Below are 17,408 nucleotides of genomic sequence, written 5' to 3'. Positions count from 1 at the left end.
CAGACCCACCCAGACCCGGTCCCACTTCGCAGTCGGAACGGCAACCCAGCACGATTTGACTCATTCTGACCAGAACGCGACTGGCCAAAACGAATGTGACCCGCCACCAAAAATAGCTATTTACCACTGGGCTGACGGCGCAAGCAGCCGTCGCACGATGCGCGGTCCAGAGCGGGGGCTGCGAGGCGACTCCGCAGAGGATCTAGTACGCGGGCCGCGGGGCCGGAGGCGTGCCAACCGCAGGACGCAGCCCACGCCGCCGAGCAAGCACGACAAGATCAGGCGACTCGCGGGGGCTGGGTCGCGTCCCGCCGGTCAGCTGACCGAGTCATCTGCGGTTGCCAGCAATCGTTTGGCACCGCTATCCCGCTTTCGACGCGGGGCTCGGCTAGGTGGACCACGACAGTGGCCGTCGCCGCTAGGCCACCTGAAGATCGCGTAGGTATGCCCTGAACGCTCGCACGCTGTCGCGGCCCGAGTCGGTGGGCGGCATGGCGGTGGCTACGTCACGGCTGACTTGGATGATGGGGCTGTTGTACTGGGCCCGCGGCAGGCCGGTCATCGCGGTGTGCGCCTGGTCGATCCCGCCGTTGATGTCTCCGCTGCGGACCTGGCACARCGCGCGCTGGAGTTCGACGAGGACTGGCCCGCGGCGGTTCGCGGCGGGAAACAGGTGGGAGGCCGCGGTCTGGGCCTGGTCGGCGCGGATCCAGTCGCCGAGGTGGGAGTAGGTGTAGCTCTCGGCGAGATGCAGGGCACGTTCGGACCAGCCGAACCACGAGACGGTGTCCCCGGAAACCTCGGGCGGTAGGCGCTCAAAGTTGATCTGCACCTCGGTCAGGACGCTGCGTGCTTCCTCGCCGCGTCCCGCTCTGACGAGAGCGCGCGCCTTCCCGTCCAGGTAGTCCTGCACCGCGCCGGGCGGCGCGTTGACGCCGGCGGCGATCGCGTCGGCCTCGGCGACGAGGCCGAGGACGTCTGCAACGGGTCGCTGTTCGTACAGGGCGCGGACGATCTCGCGCCCGCGGGTCCACAGCCGCGCGTGGACATCACCGGAAGCGTCGGCTGCCCGCTTCGCGGTGCGCCACCAGCGACGCGACGACACCAAGTCACCGACGTCCGCGGCGGCATGCGCCGTGAAGGCCGCCAGCAGGGCCCCGATGCGGCGTAGTTCGCGCACGACCGTGCTGTCGGTCTCGTCTCGCGTAACCCCGCTGAGGAGCGACAGGTCCGCGTCGAGTCGCCGCAACAGGTCGGCGGCGGGGTCGGTGCCGTAGCTGAGGCTGTAGTCGTGCACGATCGCTCGCCACTCGTCAACGCCCGGTACGCCGTCGTCAGGCGCGAGCGACGTGGTCACCAGGTGGCGGGTGGGCTCCATCGCGGCGAGCGGTGCGACCAGACCGGCTCCCGCGAGAAAGCCGCGCCGGTCAACGGGCACGACAACCACCCCATGGGCACTGCGGACAAGCTCGTGATCTCTCACCTCCAGGCTACCGTCACCTGGCCCACCGGTGAGCCGAACGACAGAGTCGCCCCGGATTGCAGAGACGAGGGAGCGCGGCGTCGACATCGRCGTAGCCGACCCGGTCATCGTGCTCAAGACAAGGCGATCGGCGGCCGTGTAGTTCTCRTGGTCGTCGAGGTCGAGGAGACCGCCGACCGGAGCACCGTAGGCGACCGCCAGCAGCGCGAGAACGCGCGGGGTGGGCCGCGTCCTACTAGACTGGGCTGGCCATTTCTCCAGTTCGCACAGGCGCGGCCCGGTCATCGGGGCCCGCCCGTCCTCGTCGTATCCGGTGCGCGCGGCGGCATCGTTGACCTGGCGCGCGGCCTGATTCAGCGTCCAGCCATGGGCGTGCCGCCACGCCGCACGGGGCCGAAACCGGTAACGCCTCGCGAACTCAGCGGCGATCTCACCGTGCCCCATCCCCAGAGCCCRCATACGGGAACGAAGATCGTCCTGCTCCTCGCGCAGGCTCAACCGTACCGTCGCCATCTCCACCCACTCAGTTCTTGATCCGCGGCGAATCGCCATAGGCACGCTCGCGGTGTTGACATCAGGCTGGCCAGGTGCCGGTCAGCCGCGTCTTCCGGTGCGCGACCGAGGAGGACGAGATTGCGAGGCCACCGTGTGTTTGAGCGTCTCGCCGGCGCTTCGGGTCGAGTGGTCGATGCGCTCCAGGAGAGCGGTCGGGATCGCGCCCACGCCGAGTCCGGCGCGCTCGACGAGCGTGCCGAGGTCGGTCATCTGCGCCGTGGGCACCAGCGATTGGCAGATCCAGTGGTCGAGGACGTCGCGAGCGGCGTAGGCGCTGGCGGATCGCCGGGCGTCGGCGGCGAGTTCGGCGGCGAGCAGAGTGGTCTCGCGTGGGTGCGAGGCGGCGGCGAGRTCCAAGCCTGTCAGGCCGAGCTTCACGCGAAAGACGGTCGTGCCCCGCTTGGCCGATCCTCGCGCCMGCTGTACCGCGGTGATCACTGCTCCCGCGAGGTGGGGATCGGTGTTTCCGCGCTGGACGGCGAGGAAGGCGCGCAGGCAGGCGGCGATAGCCTGTTCCCACAGGTCGGGGGTTTCGGCCGTCTCGATGCGGTCCACGGCCTCGTCGAAGCGTTGACCGAGCACGGCGGCGATGATCAGGCTCTGACGGGCTTCTGTCAGGCGCTGGGGCGTGTCGTCGTACCGTCGGGCGTGGTCTGCGGTTCGTTCCCAGTCTCCGGTCGCGGCCAGCGTCCGGGTGCCGTCTTCGCGTTGGACGCGGCGCAGGAACGGGTCGAGGGCGGCGCCGTCGTCGGCGAGGAAGTGCGCGAAGTCGAGCTGCCGGCCGTCGACGTCGGCGACGCCACCCGTGCGGGCGGCGTGGTCGATCTGGCTGAGGGTGCGGAAGGCGCGGTCCGGGTTGCCGACGCGTGCGTCGAGGCGGGCGAGGTTAATCAGGGGTTGCAGGCTGGCGATGGCGTTCCGGCCGGTCAGCGGCCAGGCGGCGTGGAGGATCTCGAACTGACGGAGGCAGAGGTCGGCGGCGAGGTTGGGCAGGTCGCAGTCGGCGGCGATGAGGGCAGCGAGGTTCCAGGCCGCGCAGGCGGCGTTGACGCGGTCGTCGGGGTCGTCGTGCTGGGTGGCGCTGTGGGTGAGTTCCTCGACCTGGGCGACGCGGGAGGCAAGGTCTGGGCAGAACAGCCTGCCGTGGTGGACGAGCGGGAATCTGCCCAGTAGCCGGTCGGGGTCGGGCTCTGGTCGCGATAGGRGACGGACCGCCACCTCGGGGGCCGGTGTGGTGGCGCCGAGGATGGCGTGGCGGGCGGCGTGAGCCAGGATGGCCTGGGTCTTGGCGGAGAGGCCCAGCCGGTTCCAGTGGAAGATCACGTGATAGCTGAGGACGTCGCGCAGGCCGCGGTGGAGCTGGCCGGTGCGGTTGGCCTGGGCGAGGTCGGCTCCCGCGTTCTGGAAGGCGTTTGCCCAGGTCGCTTGGGCCGCCAGAGGGCCGCCGGGACGGAAGAGCGGCCCTTCAGGCGTGGTGTCGGCGCGCAGCAGCGGCGCGAGGTCGTTGCTGAGCGCGGTGAGCTTGTCCGCGGGGACGTCGGGGGGTAGCGGCCGTTCGGTGCAGACGCGGTCGAACAGGTCGCCGCGTTCGTACCATTCGAGGCCGGCGCCGCGGGCGAGCGCGGAGCAGAGCAGAATCGACAGTTCACGGCGGCCGACGGCTGTGCCGCCGGCGGCGGTGAGAATCAGGACGCCGCGGCTGTCGGCGGCGAACAGGGTGTGGGCGGTGTTCATCKCGGTGTCGCCGCCGAAGGCGGCGGTTTCGGCTTCGTACGTTCCGGGCCGCCAAGTCAGATGTCCGCTGGTGGTGAGCTCGTCGAGCGCGACGTTGATCTGATCGGTAGCGCCGGGTCGGGCGGGGCGCAGGCGCAGGCGCCAGCAGGGGTGTTTGCGGATGAACCACCAGCCGTCGAGCAGTCCGGCCTGTTCGGCGCTGTCGAGGATCGGCAGCAGGTGGACGGCCGCGATGTGGTCGGCCTGCGGCCAGTCGGTGAAGTGCAGGTAGAGCTGGTGCCAGCCGGCTTCCCGGTGCTGGCTGAGGGCTGCGGAACCGGCGGTGTGGTAGATCGCGGCGGCAGCGACGAGGTCGTCGGGGGTCACCCCGACGCTCGCGGCGGCGGTGGAGGGCGGTTCACCGGCGAGGACACGGTGGATGGCCTGTTCGGTCGCGGTCGGCGCCGCGGACAGGGCTAGCTGATCAGAAGACATGCGTCCCATCCCGAGAGCGGCGCGGTGTCGGTGGYAGCCGTGTGCAGTGCCAGGGCGGTACCGGCGGCACCGGTGAGAAATCCGGGATCGTCCCGGCTCGCTGTTCGGGCCGTTTGTGTGAGCTGACTGGCGAGGCGAGGCAGCCGCGTGCGTAGGTCGGGTGTGGCGGCGTCGGCCGCCGCGCGCCAGACGGTCTGGAACAGCCCGGCCTGGCCGTGGCAGAGACCGGGATCGGTGAGCCGGAGCTGCTGTGCGGGGTCGTCGAGGCAGGCGAGCAACGCCTGCTCATAGGCACGCTGGCGGTGTTTGTCGCCGAGGGCGAAGGCGGCGAGCTGCCCGGYGCGGGCGATGCCGGGCGTTCCGTAGCACCAACTCGGGCGCGCCGGCCGGGTCTGCGCACAGCGGCCGGTGCACAGCTCACCGAGAGTGAGATGCTCGGGCCACCACGGGCCGGTGGGTCCGTCCTGCCGCCACGTGTCCAGCCAGTCGCTGACGTCGCGGATCGCGTCGAGCTGGCCGTCAACGACGAGGCCGCGGCGGGCAGCGTGGCTAAGCAACGCTAAGCCACCTGTGATCCCGTGTGCGGCGCCGAAGTTCGCGTGGCCGCCGCGGAATGCCGGGGTCTGCCCGCGGTGGGGATCGTGGCCGACCCACCAGCCGGGCACGGTCTCGCCGTGCACGGTCAGTGGCCGGGTGAGCGCGACGAGGGCGGTGAGGAGCTGCTCGGTGGCGCTGCTGGTGGGCGCGCGGCGTAGGAGCAGGGCGCCGAGTCCGGTCAGACCGAGGAAGACGTCGTACTCGGCGAACGACGTGAGCTGCCCGGCGCGGATGCGGGCGAGGGTCTGGCGTGCGCGGCGGTGCGCGAGCGCGCTGATGGCGGGGTCGAGGTCGGCGAGGCCGGCCCGGTAGCGACCAGTGGATCCGGCGGCGGCGTCCAGGATGAATCCCAGCGCTGGAGCGCCGAAGAACAGCCCTGCGGTGTCGTGGTCACTCGCCGGTTCGGCGGCGGCGGCGACGATCCAGCTGTGGGCGCGACGCCAGTCGTCGAGACCCGCCTGGGCGCGTTCGATGTGTGCCAGCGCGATACCCGCGCTGCCGTCGGCAAGCGCCAGGCCGTCTGGCCCGTCGGCGGTCTGTGTGCGGGCCAGCGGGTCAGCTGTCTCCAGCAGGTGTCGGCTGGCCTCGCGAGCGAGGTCCGCCGCCGATGTCAGGTGGGTTGTCAACGGATCGTCTCCTCGCGGTGGCGGGGCGGGCGCAGCGCGAGCGCACGTGCCAGCCGGCCGGTGATCCGTTCCGCTTCGGTCCCGGCGCCGACGACTCGTAGGTGGTGAAGGTGTAGCAGTGGTCCCAGCACGCTGGCCTGTGTGCGCTGGGCATGGGCTGCGGCGGCGTAGTCGGCCAGCGCGGTCGCGCGATGACGCCACGCGGTCATGACCGCGTGGCCAGCAGACGTCTGGGCCAGCGGGCCGAGATCCTCAGCGAGCGCGACGGTCTGTCGACGGAGTTCAGGATCGAGGCGCCCCCGGCTCTGGGGGACCATCGCGAGCAGCCACTCCCTCCCGGCGGCGGCGTCGCCGGCGAGCGCGGTGGCCAGGTTGAGGAAGCTGGCTGCCGCGAGTGCTTGGGAAGGCGGGCCGCCGCGGGCGGCGCGGATCTGCGCGAGCGCGGCGGTCGAGTCGGCCGCGAACACGCGCAGCACCGCGTCGAGCGCCGGGCCTTGTCCGAACCGGCCGGTGGGTGGCAGCCAGCTGGCGAAGGTCAGCTGTGCGGCGAGCCGGCCGCGGTGCAGGTCAGCCACCCAGTCCGCGACCACACCGGCTGTGTTCGCGGATCCGTCTGCGTCGGTGACGGCCAGGAACAAGGCCAGGTACTGATCGCTCTGGTGGTCACGGAGGTTGCGGTGGCGATGAAACCAGCACTCGGCCCCGTCACCGAAGGTGCTGAGGAGGGCAGGTAGATGGTCGGTGAGGATCTCGTCGAACCGCTCGGGGTGGGCGTACAACCGCGCGGCGAGCACGGGCGCCGAGGCCGGCAGCCGCAAATCGGCGGCGCTGATCAGGACTCGGGCGGGAGCAGTGACCGCGGTCGGCCGGTCAGGGAGCGTGGTCCGGGTCAGCGGCAGGAGGATCTCGTGCGCGCGGYCGATCCAGCCCCTCCGGTCGGGCGGCGCGGACTCTTGTAACTCCAGGTAGCCGGCTCGCCGAAGGCGGGTGCGGAGCAGGTGGCGGTGTGTCGGATGGCGCAGGTCGACCGGCTGGCGGCGGTCGTGGTCGATGAGCGCGACATGGTCCGGAACGCGCCAGCGGGTCCGCCAGTCCCCGAGCGCCCGCTCGAAGCTGGCGGCGTCGGTCTTCCGGCCGGGTAGTTGCTCAGCGTCGAGGCGCCAGCGTGCCGGGGAGAGGATCGTGCGCCGGTAGCGGACCCTCGGAAGGTAGGGCAGCGTCGAGGCGGCGCCGAACGAGAACGACCGGTACACGGCGCAGCAGGCGGTGGCGATCTCGGCGAGGAACCGGGCCAGCGGCGGAGTGTGGACGGTGGCTTCCAGCGCATGGGTGACCATCGGCTGCACCAGCAGTCCTGTGGAGATCTGGACCAGGTGGAAGCCCCGGTCGTCGGCAGTCACGGCAAGGTCCGCCGGGTCGATCACGTCCGGATCGGGGGCCCGGTGTTCGGCCAGCGGGATGATCCTTGGGGTGAGGACCGTGGTGCGGGCAACGTTCTCGCTGCGCAGCTGGCGCGGGGCGAAGGACAGCTGCGCGGCCAGCAGATCTGGCGTGGGCAGCTCGAAGGTCGCTTGGAGGTCGGTGAGCGCCTCGGGTGGGAGTAGGTAGGCGTGGCGTCCGGCCATGCTGCTGGCCGGACGGGGTGTGYCGGTCAGCTCCAGCTGGAATCGTCCGGCTGACAGGTCCTGGGCCGTGGCCGCGTGGATCTCGAACGCGACCTCGGTCCGCGGAGGCAGCACCGGGCCGGTGGCGCTGTCTGCGCACAGATGGTCGATCACAGCGTCGGTCAGCGCCAGCTCACCGCCCGCTATGGTCGCCTCTTGGACGAGCGCCATGAGCTTCTCGTCGCGTTCGCTCAGCTGACGGGGAATCGTCTCCCGCGCCGAGCCGAGGAAGCCGGCTGGCAGGCCGAGGCCGCTGTCCGAGACCAGGTCAAGGACCGGAACGAGCGCCCCAGTGCCGTAGCGGGCGCGGAACGCGGTGTGGTAATCCCGCCAGGTGGGATAGCCGAAGGGGTAGGGCGAGAGCCGGTAGAGCATGGTCACCGCGTCGCGGATCTCGCGTGCCACCGCCTCGGGAAGCTCGGCCTCGCAGTCGGCGGCGGTGTCGATCAGCAACGGGGTCCGCGGCCCGGAGGCCAGCGCCGTCATCCGTGCGACGATGCCCGGCGGGATGGCGTCGACCGACCCGCCGGCCAGCGCGTCGCGGATCGCCGTCAGCTCGCGGACCAGGCCCGYGATCTCGGCGATGTTCTCCGCGTCGGCGTCGTGAAGCACCCGGCAGACGGTGCGGAGCGCGTCCGGCTCGCTCATCGGAACCCGCAGTGCGCTGATCAGGAACTGGTGGTTGGCCAGTTCGCCAAGCACCGCGTCGATCTGGGCCGGGTTCGCCGCCGGGAACCGGGCCGCGAGCGCTTCGCGCAGCTGCCCGAGCCGGACCGGGCCGGCGGCCTGGGCCAGCGCGAAGACCACCGGCCCGGTCGCCCGGACGGACACTTCCAAGGCAGCTTCGCCGCCTGGGCCGCTGCCCGCTGCGGCTCCTGGCGCCACGAGTCGGCCGCCCCGCTGAACGGCGGTGTTGCAGGCGACCACCGGGATCCGGTCCGCCAGTTCGCGGCACTGGGCGAGCCGCGCGGTCACCTCGCCGAGCCAGCCAGCGTCCGCGCGCAGAACATAGCGGTGAGCTGTCCCGCAGCGGGCCTTCACCGCCGTGCCGGTGAACCGGGCCGGTCCGACGCCCGCGAACAGACCGAACGGTGTCTGCCGCCGCTGCCAGCGCAGCAGGTAGGCCGCGACCGCAGTCGCGGCCCGGCGGACGCGATCGCTGTCCTTGTCTCCAGTGAGCGCTGCGGCGAGCTGGGCATGCAGTGGGGGGCTCGCGGCGGCCACCGCGTCACGGAGCGCATCGTTGCTCCAGACCTCCGCCAGCCAGGCTAGAACCGGGGCTGGGGCAGCACCAGGCGTGAGGTCCAGCTCAGGCGGGAGATCAAGCCCGCCCGGCTCTGTGGTGATCCGGAGCAGGGCCGCCGGACTCCAGGTCAGCTGTGCACCACCCGTCCGCATGCCATCGCCTTTCTCGCGGGTCCCGGCCACCAGCGGTCCGGCGGCCGGGACCCTGGGGCGGTCAGAATCCGTGGTTGCTTTCCGACGTGCAGGCGCTCGCGTCGTTCTTGCAGGTATCGCCGCACCCGTCGTCGGTCGGGCAGTTGTTGCTGCACGTCTTGGCGGTATGGGTGATGACGACCCGCACGTCGAGGGCGAAGTCGTCCTCGACGACATCGGGCTCCAGCAACGCTGTCGCGCCGCCGGCAGGCAGGGTGGCGACCATCATGATCGACTCCTTACTGTGAGATGGGTTGCTGGTGGAYGGACTGGCGGTCTGAGGCGGTGTCCGCCGGGCGGGGCCAGGACAGCACGATCCGGCTGTGGATCTTGTCGATGACGCGTTCCGCCGCCGGTAGTTCCGTGTCGGGCGTTTCTGCTGGGAACACGAGGAAGCGCGGACCGGGTCCGCCACGGTGGTCGCGGTCCCAGACACGCAGCTCTTCCGCGACGGTCTCTGCGAGGTGCGCGGCGTCGGGCCCGTAGGCGTGGACGTCGAGAGTCAGCTCGTCCCCGTCGAGCCTGCGGTTCGCGACGTAGGCGACGCTGCCGCCCTCGACGACCGCCAAGCCGATCGGGATCCCACCCAGCGGCCGGTCCGCGGCCTCGTTGGCCGCGCGATCGACCACCAACCGGCAGAACCCGGGCAACGCGGTCGCCAGCCACATCTGCAACGTCGCCCAGGGTTCACCCATCCGCAGCCCCGCACGGCTGTCGATGACGACCGGATCGGTGTCAAAGACCCCGGCCAGCGCCGCCGGGTCCGCAGGTGGATTCTCGTCGAACACCAACGTCGCCGCCCCACCCGCCAAGGTCAGCTCGACGCTGTCATGCGCGCCGGCTCCCTGCATCGGGACGAAACCGAACAGCTTCGAGGAGTCGCTGACCAGCAGACCGTCCGTCTTCTCGAACGCCACCGTCCGCGTCAGGCCCATCACCCGCAACGGCACGACCAGCCGACCACCCGCGACAAGTTGATCACACCAAGCCCGCGGGATATCCCATGCCCCGACCGTGACCAGCACCCGGTCAAAAGGGGCGAACCGTGCCACACCGGCCYCGGCATCGGCGAGCACCACCTGCACATCCGAGTAACCGGCCTCGGTCAGGAACCGCGATGYCCGCGAGGTGACGAACTCGTCGATGTCGACCGTGACAACCCGCCCCGACGGGCCKACCAGCTCGGCGAGATAGGCGGCGTTCATCCCGCCGCTGCCTACCTCCAGGACGTTCATCCCGGGCTCGATCCGGGCCTGCTCCAGCATGTGCGCCTGCGCGTGCGGCGCGKACAGCGAACTCAGCGACCGGCCATCTGTATCCCGCTTGGTCACCAGCCCGTTCCAGGGGTGGTAGACCGCGTCGAGCTCGGCTTCCGGCGCGAACGCCTCCCTCGGCACTTGCCGCATCGCGGCCTCGATCGCCGGGGAGGTGATCGTGCCGTTGGCGATGAGCTCATCGACGACCTGGTTACGGAGAYGGACAGCCTGATCGTCGACGGACGTCGACGTCGATTGCGTCACGAGTCATCCCTTTCGGACTGCGGTTCGGCTGACTGAGGCACAGCGCTCGCCTCTCTGGGGGACGGTAGATCGTCGAACTCCCCACGCTTGACGGCCGCGACGAATGCCGCCCAGGCGCCGGAGGACATGACCGTCGGCTGGCTGAGCGTGCCGCGTAGCTCGACCGACAAGCCGCGGCTGTCCCAGGCCACCTCGACCGTGTCGATCACTCGCGGGTCCCGGACGGCGTTCGACGGCCGCCGCCACGCGCGCGTGGCGGCGGTGCGGGCCGGCCGAGCTGAGGACACGGGAGGGCATCCTTCCGGGCGTCGCCACAGCCCCCGAGAACGGTCGTTCGCCCCGTCGCGCCGCCCGGAGGTCGGTGACTGCATGGTGCGGTTTGTTGCCGCAATCATGCAACTCTGGTCCGACATTGCGCAAGATGCGTCCCGGCGGTTCGCGTGGCGGGTAGGTGTACGTTCGGTGCGGTCCGGCAACCAGCGGCCCCCGCCCAGCGCGAGAGGAAGGGCAATGCCTCGGCGATCGCCATCGGTGCGCTCCCGCGGRCTCGGCGCTGAACTGCGCGAGTTGCGGACCGAACGCGACCTGACGAGCCGTGCGGTCGCCGAACAACTGGGCTGGTCACCGAGCACGCTCAGCCGCCTGGAGGGYGGGTTGCGCGGGATCAGCCCAGAGGACGTCGCCGCACTGCTCGTGATCTACAAGATCACCGGTACTGAGCGGGACCGGCTCCTGGAACGAGCCCGCGAGGCGGATCAGCCCGGGTGGTGGGAAGCCAACTGGCCGGGTCAGACCGGACTGCCCAAGTCCCTCGTCGCGCTGATCGGCTTCGAGTCCCAAGCAACCCGCATCGCGGACGTCGCCATGCTCCTGGTCCCGGGGCTGTTGCAGACCGCTGAATACAGCCGCGCCGTCATGGTCGGCGGCGGCCTCACGGCCCAAGCGGTTGAAGCCCGCGTCGCGGCCCGCCTCGGACGCCAAGCGATCCTCAGCCGACCCGAGCCGCCTCACTTCCAGGTCCTGCTCGACGAGGCCGCGGTACGCCGACCAGTCGGCGGGCCCGCCGTGATGGCCGCGCAGCTGCGCCACATCCTCACCGTGATCGACCGGCCGTCCATCACCGTGCAGATCCTGCCCCTCGAACTGGGCGCGCACGAAGGTGCCGGCGGCTCGTTCGTACTCCTGGAGTTCGACAAGGGCCGAGCCATCGTCCACTTGGAGCACGCGGCGGGCAGCATGTTCCAAGACGAGCCCGATGACGTCGCGCCGTTCATCGAGATCCGTGRGGCGCTGGCCACCCATGCGCTCAGCCCCGCCGACTCGGCGGACTTCCTCGCCACGGCCGCCAGAGAACACGAGAAGGATGCGAGGCAGCTTTGATCACGCCGAATCCCCAGCCGGAGCGTCTGACCTGGGTGAAGTCGACATACAGCAAAGACGGATCTGCCTGCGTCGAAGTAGCTACGCTCCCCGACGGCGGTCGGGCCGTCCGCGACAGCAAGGACCCCGAAGGCCCCGTACTGCGCTTCACCGCCAGCGAGTGGAGCGCCTTCATCGCGGGCGCCCGGGACGGCGAGTTCGCCGGCTGACACCTCTGCGCGAGTGTGATCGCTTCTCCCGTGTGAAGTCCCACCGCGTGGGACGGCGGCCCCTGGCCAGCGGCGGACCAGCAATGCGGCCCGGACGGCGGCAGCCACCTTCATGATCATGTGCTGTCGCCTGCGACCTCTCAGCCAAGTGTGGGTAACGCCCAAGACGTCGCTGGTCGCGTGGCCCCGGGCGGCGAGGGCGCTGTGCGGGGCCATAGTGAGAATCGCGGTGACGAGCCCGCGCTTCGCGTCGCACATGTCCAGGCCGGGCAGGTCAGAGACGGCGGCTCCGTCAACGGCGAGGAACGCGGCGGCGGCCCGGCGAGTCGGACGCGGACGCCGAGGTTGCCGGTAGCGACAGTGCTTAGAGAAGGCGTCCGGCCACTATGGCGAGGTCGGGCGTGGCGGCGGGCGCGTTCGCCGACGAGTCGGGACGGTTGCTCACGGTGTTCCTCCGGGTCGGCGGCGCATTGGTGTCGACCGTAGGAACCGGCGGCGCAGCAGGGCTAGGAGTTTTCACGAGTTTGCAGGAATCTCCGGGCCGTCTCGATCAGGTCCCGGGCAGCGGCACCGTAGACCGCCAGGCCACGCAACGCGTTGAAGATCCGCACGAAGTAGGCAATCTGGTCGGGCTGGCGGGTCCGGAACCCGCCCGACCACATCTCGCTGCGCACGAGCTGATCGTCGAAGATGTAGAAGCCCTCGCCCGGCCGGATGACGCGTCTACTCAGCGGGGGGATGATCCCGAACGACACGGTCGGCAGCCCGACCACGCGCAGGAGGAAGTCGAGCTGCTCGTGCATCACCGCGTCCCCGCCAAAGCCGTGCTCCAACGCCCCGGCCTCGATCACAAAGCTGTAGGTGTTCGTCCCGGTCGGCTCCGTTACCAGGTGCTGGCGGGAAAGCCGGGCATCAGCCGCGGCTTCCACCTCGTCGAGGGGAAGGCCATGGACCCGGGCGCTGGTGGTCAGAGCGGCCACCACGTACGCGCGGGTCTGGAGGATRCCAGGCACGACGTTCGACTCATAGGCGCGCAGCAGCCTCGTGCTCTCGTACAGCGGTGTGCTGCGCGCCTGGACATGCACCATCCCGGCGCGCAGCTCGCGTCGATGCTCGGCCCACATCTGCTCGACCTCACGACACGCGGCGATCAGCTCAGGGATCTGACGCGCGACACCGCAGGCGATGCACCACGCCCGGATGTCATCTTCCGAAGGATTCTGCTGGCCGTGCTCGATCCTGGAAATTTTGGTGTTGTGCAGGCCGGTGAGCGCGGCCAGAGCCTGCCCGGTCAGGCCCGCGTCCCTACGCAGATCCCGGAGCCGGACAGCGAAAGCCCGCCGGGCAGCAACCGCCTGATCCGCCAACGCAATGACCGCCGAGCCGACCGCTAGCRCAGCTGGAAGACCCGGTGCGGGGTCGACACCGTCCAGACCGCGTCGAACGCGCCGCGGCACAGGCCGACCACGTCGGCATCGCGGTAAAGCTGCTGCTCGGCCCGACGATCAGCGCCGTCAAGCACGTTGAAGATGACCAGGTCGTCGTCCAAGACGAAGAAGTCGTTGCCCGGCAACAGCACGGTGGACACCAGCCGCCGGGGAACCCAGCGGATGTCCTCCCCGGCCTCCACCGCGTGCGCACTGTAGTCGAAGGCGAACCTCTGATACTCCGAGAGTGGCTCGGACACGACCTTCACCCGCCGAAGCCGGATCCCTGCCGCGACCCGCGCGGCGACCTTGTCACGTGAGGCCCCTGCCGCCCGTGCCACCGCCTCGGAGTCGCCCGCCCGCCACGCCGCGAACAACTCCTGGTCCACCGCATAGTTGTCCCGCAGCTCCACCTTGCAGACGCTGCGGGCGCCGTCGATCAGCTCACCCCGCCGCTGCGCCGAGATCAGTTCCATACCGCTCCTTGACGTACCGGCGCACGAACAGATCCACCAGCGGCTCGCCGATCTCCACGAACGTCTCATCGTCCGCCAGCGCACGCAGCTGCTCCGCCACCGCGGCCCCTCGACGCTTGCCCTGCACGATCCAGCTGGACCGATCAGTCTCGTAGAAGGCCGGACAGTCGTCGGTGTCCACCGAACCAGGATCCTTGCAGTAGAAGACGGCCCGCAGCTCATCGCCGGCATCAGACGATTGCATCAGTTTGCACCTCCACCGTTAGCCGATCATAACCCGCCCTGTCGCTCTGCCTGCTCGGGAATCGGCGTTCACGCCGCCGACGGCAACGCCGAACACCAGTCCGAGGGGGTAGCTGGCCTCGGCCATCGCCTGCCACAACCAGTCGCCCGCTCCCGGCCGATCCCTCGCCGCGGGAGTACACAGGCGTCCTCACCCCGCCTCAGATCGCCGAGACCACCTCCGCCCTGGGCCGCCCTCGGCGAGCCCATCGGCTGACCGGTCACCAGTCGGCGCTTGCGAGGGTCCATTCCCGGCGCCCAGTTCCGCACGACCACCCGAGCCCGGTGCTGGACGGAAAGGGCCAYACGCCACGTCGGGCAGCACGGGCCAGCTACCTCCAGGAGGCCGCGTCTGACCTGGTTCGGCGCCAACGAACCGGTTTATGGTGTTGTGGGTCGGCGTGAGCTCAGCTCCGGCGAACGGCTGGAACTGGCGTTCGCCGTGGAGGTCTGGAGGYGCCCAGATGAGTCAGGCTGCCGGTGGAACTGCCCCTCGGCTGGTTCAYATCACCGATCACAGGTCCGGGTACGCCGGCATGTCCGCACGCGAGGCGCTGATGATCGTCGCACCGCACTTCCTCGCCGGCCAAACGTTCTCGTCCACGATCCGTGAGCAGTACAAGGACCGGGCCGGGCTCGAAGTCACGCTGTATGGCCTGGCACAGACCCGAGAGATCCTCGTGCTCGGCCAAAACCGGCTCGCCGACCAGATGCGAGACGTCCTGCGCGACGACCAGATACCAGGCTGGCGCCTGCACGAACTTCCCGCCAAGCAAACGCCGGTCCAGGCGCTGTACGCGCTACTGTCCCCCAGGCCAGCCCTCCTCCTGAAGACGAGGCCCTTCGTGTCCGCGGAGGAGATCGCCGCCGTTGCCGACGAAACCCTTCTGGAGATCCGGGGACTCGGCGTGGGCTACCTCGCCGAGATCCGCTCCGCCCTGGCTGACCCCTCGCTGCGGGAGTACTCCGGCATCCTCACCACGCCCTGGCCCTACCCGTCCGACGACGAGCCCGATCACGGCGTGGACGACTTCGCAACCCGGCTACGGCCCGAACACCGGCTTCGCTACCGCGACTTCCTGCGCGGACTGGCCGCCACCGACCTCCCAGCAGCATCATTGGACAAGATCCTGGACTCGATCGGCGCCGAACCCGTACCCCCCGCGGACCCGGTCGTCGAGGACATCCTTCAGATCGCCAACGCCACCGACCTCCTGACCTACTACACCGACACCCACGAACCCGCCGCCCTCGACGCGTCCGACGCCCCAGTGCGTCCCCCCTTCCTCAGGAGCTGATCGGCCCCGGCGCGGYCAAGCGGGGGAACCGGCACCTTGGAGCACGTGTGGCAGACCCGAGGGCGCGCGGCCGAGACCGTTGATCGCGGAAGGCTCAGCGCCGAGCCGGGAGAGCGGAGGCGAGATCGGGGATGCCCGCGACCAGGAGGCGGTGCATCGCCGAGCCGGGAAGCCGGTTCAGCGGCTGCATCGGGTCGGTGAAGTACATGGCGTCGTCGAACACGGGCTGGCCGTTGGGGCGGCGGGCGAATTGGACGCGGCCGTAGTCGATGCCATCGTCGGCGTCGTAGCTCATCCAGCTGATCGTCTCGACCTCGCCCGGCTGCAAGGGGGCGGTGTGCAGGGGCCGGGCCTGGATCATGTCCCCGTCGTCGTACCAGACCTGGGCGACCGCGAAGACCCACCGGTGGGTGGCGTTGGCCTGGGCCTTCGCGGCGGCGCGGATCTCGAACTCCAAGCCCGTCGCCCAGCTGATCAGGTAATCGTAGTCGCTGAGGATCAGCGTCCGCTCGCCGTGCAGCCCGACGATGGCCGGATAGTCACCGGCGCGGACCGCCCGCTGCACACGGGCGGTGATGTCCTCGACCAGGAGTGCGGTTTCGCTGTTCATAGCCCAGCCCTTCCTTCCAGATTCCTTCGGCGAGCCCGACGGCTCGCCGGCGCGGCCGGAGTTGGCCTTTCACTTCTGATACGGCGAGGGAGCCGGCTCAACCGTCCGCAGCCGGCGCAGAAACTTCCCCGGCCTTGGGGGGCGGGGACGATGCGTCGCCGGCTTCTGTGCCCTCATCCAGATACGGCGACCGCGATAGCCGGACCATCCGCCACCGCCCCAGAGCGTCCGGCCCGGACCCGCATCATCGGGATCACGGGCCGCAGGAACGCGACGCGGACTGCCTCGCGCAGGCTGAGCGGCGCGCTGCCATGGCTGATGTCGGCCCGCTACCTTTGAGCGGCGCACGGGCCGGCCCGACCGTCCGCAGCGATACAGGAATTCGTCCGACCGGCGGCTTAGCCACGCGAGCCAGCGATGTTTCGCGCCTTCATCCCTGATACGGCGGGTGTGACGGCCGAACCGTCCGCCGCCGGCACGTCAGCCGGGCCGAGCTCGTCCAGGCACGCCCGCCGGGTCGCGGCGCCAATGTCGATGTCGATGTCGCGGCCACCGTCGTCTCTCCGACCCGGCGCAACAGACCCGCCCGGTTCGACGCCACCAGGCAGCAACGCAGAGAGCCATCGTGCCGTCGAACTCCGGCTCGGCCATCAGACAGTGCGCAAGCGCGGGCATGGAAAAGCCGCCCAGGGCGGCGACACGTTGCGGAGCCAGGACTTGAACCCGCGGCGCCCGGCGGATAGGTCAGGTGGGGTGCGTCTGGTCGGTGTGGCGCAGCGATCGAACGTGCTCGATCAGCTGCGGGCCGCCGGGGTGGGCCATGGTGCGTAGCGCCTCGTCCAGTTCGCCGATGTGGCTTTCGACGATGGTCGACGCGATCGGGATCGAACCGATGGCTGCGTGCGCGAGCGTGATGGCCTCGTCTGGCTCGCCTGCGACGGCGTAGGCGACGGCCAGGCGCGTGGTGTACTCCAGCCGGTCTCGGGGCAGGTCAGGACCGACCAGGTCAACCGAGTCTTGAAGGTACGGAATCGCCTCTTGGGCCCGGCCCGTCGACAGCAGCGCGTTGCCGGCGGCGGAGGCGATCGTGGCGTGGCCGACCCAGTAGATGTAGCCCGGGTCCTCGTCGGGCTGAGCCTTCTCGATGTCGGCGCGCGCCATGTCGGCGGCGCTCATCGCGGCGCTGTGATCTCCTGTGAGGCCGTAGGCGCGAGCGAGGCCGGCATGGATCGCGGCGCGTTCCGTGGCGGTCAGCCGGCCGCGGGCGCCGGCCTTCGCGGATCGCAAGAGATCGATGGCGCTTGCGGGATCGCCGAGGGACCGAGCCTGGTGGGCCATGCAGCGCAGGATGTTGGCGCCAATACCCGCGGCGTCGCCCTCGTGGGCGGAACGCAGGGCGATGAGGTAGTACCGCTGCGCAGCGCCGTGATCGCCCGCGTCGTAGCTGGTCCATCCCGCGAGCCGAGCAAGCTCCGCGGCGAGACCGTGCAGCTGCTGACCGTCGGCCTCGCAGTACCGGGAGTCTCGCAGAAGGCGGATGACGAGGCGGAGCTGCTCAGTGACCAGGCCGCGTACCGCCTGGCCGCCGAGGGTGTTGTCAAGACGACGCAACGTGTCGACCCCGGCGTTGAGTGGG

General features: G+C 70.3%; 14 protein-coding genes and 1 pseudogene. 3 read left to right on the top strand and 12 right to left on the bottom strand.

The window, feature by feature from the left end; genetic code table 11:
* Positions 1–418: 418 nt before the first annotated feature.
* The 7 genes from Manayef4_RS08650 to Manayef4_RS08620 all read right to left on the bottom strand — a co-directional run bounded on the left by Manayef4_RS08650 (position 419) and on the right by Manayef4_RS08620 (position 10,377).
* Positions 419–1,996, bottom strand: coding sequence for a hypothetical protein (locus tag Manayef4_RS08650; RefSeq protein ID WP_139140046.1), 1,578 nt, complete (start codon positions 1,994–1,996; stop codon positions 419–421).
* A gap of 81 nt (positions 1,997–2,077) precedes the next feature.
* Positions 2,078–4,246 (bottom strand): thiopeptide-type bacteriocin biosynthesis protein, encoded by a 2,169-nt coding sequence (locus Manayef4_RS08645; protein ID WP_083282359.1) that lies wholly within the window; start codon positions 4,244–4,246, stop codon positions 2,078–2,080.
* A complete protein-coding gene (locus Manayef4_RS08640) occupies positions 4,228–5,469 on the bottom strand; it encodes a lanthionine synthetase C family protein (RefSeq protein ID WP_070131242.1) in 1,242 nt (413 codons plus the stop codon). The genes Manayef4_RS08645 and Manayef4_RS08640 overlap by 19 nt, the downstream gene beginning before the upstream one ends.
* Positions 5,466–8,531, bottom strand: a complete 3,066-nt coding sequence (locus tag Manayef4_RS08635; protein ID WP_070131289.1) for a lantibiotic dehydratase — start codon at positions 8,529–8,531, stop codon at positions 5,466–5,468. The genes Manayef4_RS08640 and Manayef4_RS08635 overlap by 4 nt, the downstream gene beginning before the upstream one ends.
* A gap of 61 nt (positions 8,532–8,592) precedes the next feature.
* Positions 8,593–8,799 carry an FxLD family lanthipeptide gene (locus Manayef4_RS08630; protein ID WP_070131241.1) on the bottom strand — a complete coding sequence of 69 codons (207 nt, stop codon included), beginning with the start codon at positions 8,797–8,799 and terminating at the stop codon, positions 8,593–8,595.
* Between the two features lie 10 nt (positions 8,800–8,809).
* Complete coding sequence (fxlM, locus tag Manayef4_RS08625; protein WP_070131240.1) at positions 8,810–10,090, bottom strand: methyltransferase, FxLD system; 1,281 nt, start codon at positions 10,088–10,090, stop codon at positions 8,810–8,812.
* On the bottom strand, positions 10,087–10,377 hold the full coding sequence (locus tag Manayef4_RS08620) for a cbb3-type cytochrome oxidase assembly protein (protein WP_070131239.1): 291 nt from the start codon (positions 10,375–10,377) through the stop codon (positions 10,087–10,089). Before Manayef4_RS08620 ends, fxlM begins: the two co-directional genes overlap by 4 nt.
* Positions 10,378–10,621: 244 nt before the next feature.
* On the opposite strand from Manayef4_RS08620, the gene Manayef4_RS08615 reads away from it, so the two are divergent.
* Complete coding sequence (locus Manayef4_RS08615; RefSeq protein ID WP_254665539.1) at positions 10,622–11,470, top strand: helix-turn-helix transcriptional regulator; 849 nt, start codon at positions 10,622–10,624, stop codon at positions 11,468–11,470.
* The gene (locus Manayef4_RS08610; protein WP_175443351.1) at positions 11,470–11,679 is read left to right on the top strand and encodes a DUF397 domain-containing protein; all 210 of its coding nucleotides are present in this window, start codon (positions 11,470–11,472) and stop codon (positions 11,677–11,679) included. Before Manayef4_RS08615 ends, Manayef4_RS08610 begins: the two co-directional genes overlap by 1 nt.
* Positions 11,680–12,185: 506 nt before the next feature.
* On the opposite strand, the gene Manayef4_RS08605 is transcribed toward Manayef4_RS08610, so the two are convergent.
* From Manayef4_RS08605 to Manayef4_RS08595, 3 genes are read right to left on the bottom strand one after another with little or no spacing between them, the layout of a single operon-like run.
* A complete protein-coding gene (locus Manayef4_RS08605; RefSeq protein ID WP_166793671.1) occupies positions 12,186–13,046 on the bottom strand; it encodes a helix-turn-helix transcriptional regulator in 861 nt (286 codons plus the stop codon).
* Positions 13,047–13,069: 23 nt separating this feature from the next.
* Positions 13,070–13,582 carry a DUF6879 family protein gene (locus tag Manayef4_RS08600; protein ID WP_070131236.1) on the bottom strand — a complete coding sequence of 171 codons (513 nt, stop codon included), beginning with the start codon at positions 13,580–13,582 and terminating at the stop codon, positions 13,070–13,072.
* Entirely contained in the window at positions 13,551–13,826 is a 276-nt protein-coding gene (locus Manayef4_RS08595) for a hypothetical protein (RefSeq protein ID WP_070131235.1), read from the bottom strand. The genes Manayef4_RS08600 and Manayef4_RS08595 overlap by 32 nt, the downstream gene beginning before the upstream one ends.
* A 574-nt stretch (positions 13,827–14,400) precedes the next feature.
* On the opposite strand from Manayef4_RS08595, the gene Manayef4_RS08590 reads away from it, so the two are divergent.
* Positions 14,401–15,162: a hypothetical protein gene (locus Manayef4_RS08590; RefSeq protein WP_070131234.1), complete on the top strand. Its 762-nt coding sequence runs from the start codon at positions 14,401–14,403 to the stop codon at positions 15,160–15,162.
* Positions 15,163–15,256: 94 nt separating this feature from the next.
* Here Manayef4_RS08590 and Manayef4_RS08585 read toward each other — a convergent pair whose 3' ends face one another.
* Together Manayef4_RS08585 and Manayef4_RS24870 are read right to left on the bottom strand one after the other, a co-directional pair.
* Positions 15,257–15,772 carry a hypothetical protein gene (locus Manayef4_RS08585; RefSeq protein WP_070131233.1) on the bottom strand — a complete coding sequence of 172 codons (516 nt, stop codon included), beginning with the start codon at positions 15,770–15,772 and terminating at the stop codon, positions 15,257–15,259.
* A gap of 744 nt (positions 15,773–16,516) precedes the next feature.
* Positions 16,517–17,408, bottom strand: a pseudogene (locus Manayef4_RS24870) (XRE family transcriptional regulator); the annotation flags it as partial.

It is taken from the genome of Frankia sp. CgMI4 (genome assembly GCF_001756285.1).
GTDB classification, from domain to species: domain Bacteria; phylum Actinomycetota; class Actinomycetes; order Frankiales; family Frankiaceae; genus Frankia; species Frankia casuarinae.
Note: the sequence above shows the minus strand (reverse complement) of the source record. Positions and strands in the feature narration are given on the sequence as shown.

Excerpts from the sequence above, each read along its gene's own strand:
- Manayef4_RS08590 (WP_070131234.1), top strand. The coding sequence starts at position 14,401 with ATGTCCGCACGCGAGGCGCTGATGATCGTCGCACCGCACTTCCTCGCC.
- Manayef4_RS08630 (WP_070131241.1), bottom strand. The coding sequence starts at position 8,799 with ATGATGGTCGCCACCCTGCCTGCCGGCGGCGCGACAGCGTTGCTGGAG.
- Manayef4_RS08595 (WP_070131235.1), bottom strand. The coding sequence starts at position 13,826 with ATGCAATCGTCTGATGCCGGCGATGAGCTGCGGGCCGTCTTCTACTGC.
- Manayef4_RS08585 (WP_070131233.1), bottom strand. The coding sequence starts at position 15,772 with ATGAACAGCGAAACCGCACTCCTGGTCGAGGACATCACCGCCCGTGTG.